Source organism: Bacillus sp. JJ1764, from assembly GCF_036962145.1.
Lineage (GTDB): Bacteria > Bacillota > Bacilli > Bacillales > Cytobacillaceae > Neobacillus.
Genome location: NZ_JBALNY010000188.1, coordinates 1 through 2,707, shown reverse-complemented (window position 1 = coordinate 2,707; position 2,707 = coordinate 1). Strand labels below are relative to the sequence as shown.

The 2,707-nt window shown below is 35.3% G+C and carries 4 protein-coding genes; 1 reads left to right on the top strand and 3 read right to left on the bottom strand.

What is annotated here, in order from left to right:
• Window positions 1-9: 9 nt before the first annotated feature.
• Both V7083_RS20880 and V7083_RS20875 read right to left on the bottom strand, forming a co-directional pair.
• On the bottom strand, window positions 10-141 hold the full coding sequence (locus V7083_RS20880; protein WP_133371656.1) for a DUF3941 domain-containing protein: 132 nt from the start codon (window positions 139-141) through the stop codon (window positions 10-12).
• A 68-nt stretch (window positions 142-209) separates the two neighbouring features.
• Window positions 210-1,073 carry a CvfB family protein gene (locus V7083_RS20875; protein WP_335481556.1) on the bottom strand — a complete coding sequence of 288 codons (864 nt, stop codon included), beginning with the start codon at window positions 1,071-1,073 and terminating at the stop codon, window positions 210-212.
• 738 nt (window positions 1,074-1,811) lie between these two features.
• Here V7083_RS20875 and V7083_RS20870 point away from each other — a divergent pair.
• On the top strand, window positions 1,812-2,315 hold the full coding sequence (locus tag V7083_RS20870) for a hypothetical protein (protein ID WP_335481553.1): 504 nt from the start codon (window positions 1,812-1,814) through the stop codon (window positions 2,313-2,315).
• A gap of 178 nt (window positions 2,316-2,493) precedes the next feature.
• Here V7083_RS20870 and V7083_RS20865 read toward each other — a convergent pair.
• Window positions 2,494-2,707 (bottom strand): hypothetical protein (locus V7083_RS20865; RefSeq protein WP_335481550.1); only part of this gene is annotated, 214 nt, incomplete at its 5' end.

Below are 2,707 nucleotides of genomic sequence, written 5' to 3'. Positions count from 1 at the left end.
CCCCACTTTTTATTTATGATCTGTCTTTTTAGAATATTGGTTTTTCCCGGCTTGACGATTTTTTTCGCGTATCATATTTTTTTCATGTCTAAGTGCATTATTGTCTTGAGCTTTTTTATCGTTATCAGATGTATGCGGCATCACTATACCCCTTTCAAATTGACTTCAGCCATAGTGTCTGTCAATTTGAAAAATTGTATGTAAGCACGTTAATCTTTCTTGACGTAAGTCCATGTACCTTCTTGATAGACTCTGCCGTCCTTCATTAATTTTCCTATAGCACGCTTAAAAGCACCCTTGCTTAGGTTAAATCGCTCCTGGATGTCTTCTGGATGGCTTTTGTCCGTATATGGCATGGCACCGTTTCGGCTCATTAAATATTCATAAACCCGTTCGGCATCCAAATCCTGAGCCTCTTGTTTTCTCGCCAGTAATGATACATTGACGGTACCATCTTCCTTTACATCAATAACCCGCCCTTCGACTTTTTCACCAAGGCGCGGTTCTTGGTTACGCTGCGATTCATGGATAAATCCTTTGTATCCTTCAATTGTATAAATCCAACTGCCAACTTTGGCAGTCCTATAAATATGACCTTGAACATTCTTATTAAAATCTTTTCTTGTCGCTTTAACAGTCATAGATTGAATCACTGGATCTGTCGCAGGCTTTGCATATAGTAGAAAGTTTTTAGCTGCTTTCAATGTAACATACAGGAGATCCCCAGGCTTCGGCCACACCGACTTATGTAGCGGAAGGTCATCAATCCCTAGCAGGATATCCTTAGGTAAACCGATATCAAGAAAAACACCGATTTTGGTATTTACATCTGTTACCTTCACCCACGCATATTTTCCTACGCCTACCTCAGGAATATGAGTGGAAGCCGTTGTTCGTCCTTCAGAATCATTGTAAAGAAAGACCTCTACTTCCTCTCCTTCTTGTAGCTCACGATCTGCTTCATTTTTATGTAGCAGTACATCTTCATTTCCATCTGTTAAAAAATAGCCGAAATCAGCGATTCTGGCCACTGTTAATGTAGTTGTTTGACCAATCAATTCTTTTAGAGACATGTTAAACTCCCCTTTTCTTTTTGGAGCTGAGTTTCCTTTATGTTGTAATGGACTGCTATATTTTACTATAATTAATGCCGCTCCTCAATAAACATAAGTATTAAAATAGCTTTAAACTTTGATACATCAATATTTTAAGCTATATTATTTATTTTTTGCTTTGTATTATTTTGTATTCTCCCCCATTTAATTGGGGGTACTTTTGGGGGAGCTTTTAAATTAATGTGGACAGACGCTGATATAAAAATGGTGTTTTTTTTCTTGTGTAAAAATGTTCAAAATAACAAATACTATTCAGAATTAATCAGATTAAAGAACTAACTTGGACATCTTCAAAAAATGTTTAAGCATAATAAAAAAGCCCCTGTCTTGTTAGATAACGGGTTCCGATACAGGGTGCAAAAAGGTAAATCTCAATAAGGTTTTTCACATTCTAATTCACGCTTTTATTTTTTTGGATAAATCACACTCTGTGAAAATTTTTCAGAAATTCCCATATGATTTCTTACAAAGTTTTTTTAGAAGGACAATACTTGTCGAACAGCGAGAATATATGTGCGAAAACACGTGTAAAATAGCCTGCGAATTGGGGTATAAAAATTGAAATTCTTTCAACCTAAAGGGCAAAACTGAAAAAAACCAACCTAGTATCTATCTGAACAGACACAAGATAACGAATCAATAATAGATACAGGTAGAATAATACCTCTAAGAAAATAACCTTTAGAGGTGAATTTATTGCGATTTATAATACTTTTATTTTCACTAATGCTGTTTAATAACAATCCAGCAATAGCAGCCCCAAAACAACTCAATCTTTCAGAAAGCCAGTTACTGTCTTTTATGACTGGTTTGCACGTAGGCGAACCGAAACAAGCTGTTGAATTGTGGATATTAGGCGTCAATAATCGAAGCGGTGCTGTTCAGTATGCGATGTTGTCCCCATCGCTTCAAAAACAATCAAGGAGAAGATTTGAGCAAACTCGCTGGGTGACAGGTCAGTCAAGCCCTTCCGTTAGTAACTTTCGTTTTACCAAAGTAGAAAAGCTTAGCGAATCCAAAATGCGGTATACCGTTAAATACAATTTATGGGCATCATATGGAGATTTTGGTGGTGGGCATAAGATTATAACCGTGGAAAAGAATCAAGAACCATTTAGAGAGTATTGGTTTATTTCATCAATATCAACGAAATATAATCAATATGAAGCGTTTACCCCCGCCGAGACAGTTTTAAAATAGAGCATCGCAGTTTCCAATCCAATAAAAAAATGCTGTTGATGATTTTACAACAGCATTTTTTCTGTGATTTTTACTGTGAATTTAGGGCAAAACATATGTGAATTTATAAATTTTTTCTTATGCTTGCACCTCAAAACGGAACCCTTACTTGTTTGATAAGGGCTCTTCATTTAAAAAGTCATTGAGATTGTGTTTCTCCATTTATTTTAGCCTCTAATTTCTTAGCAGTATTTGAAGCTAAAAATGTTGAAATCATAATAACAAAATTAACTCCAACAAGAAATAAAATTGCGATAAAAACATATTTTTTATTAGGGTCAGCATGGTCTAATTGTCCCAGATATAATTTTACAAGTTGATTTCCTATTATGTAATCAACAATACCTATAAAG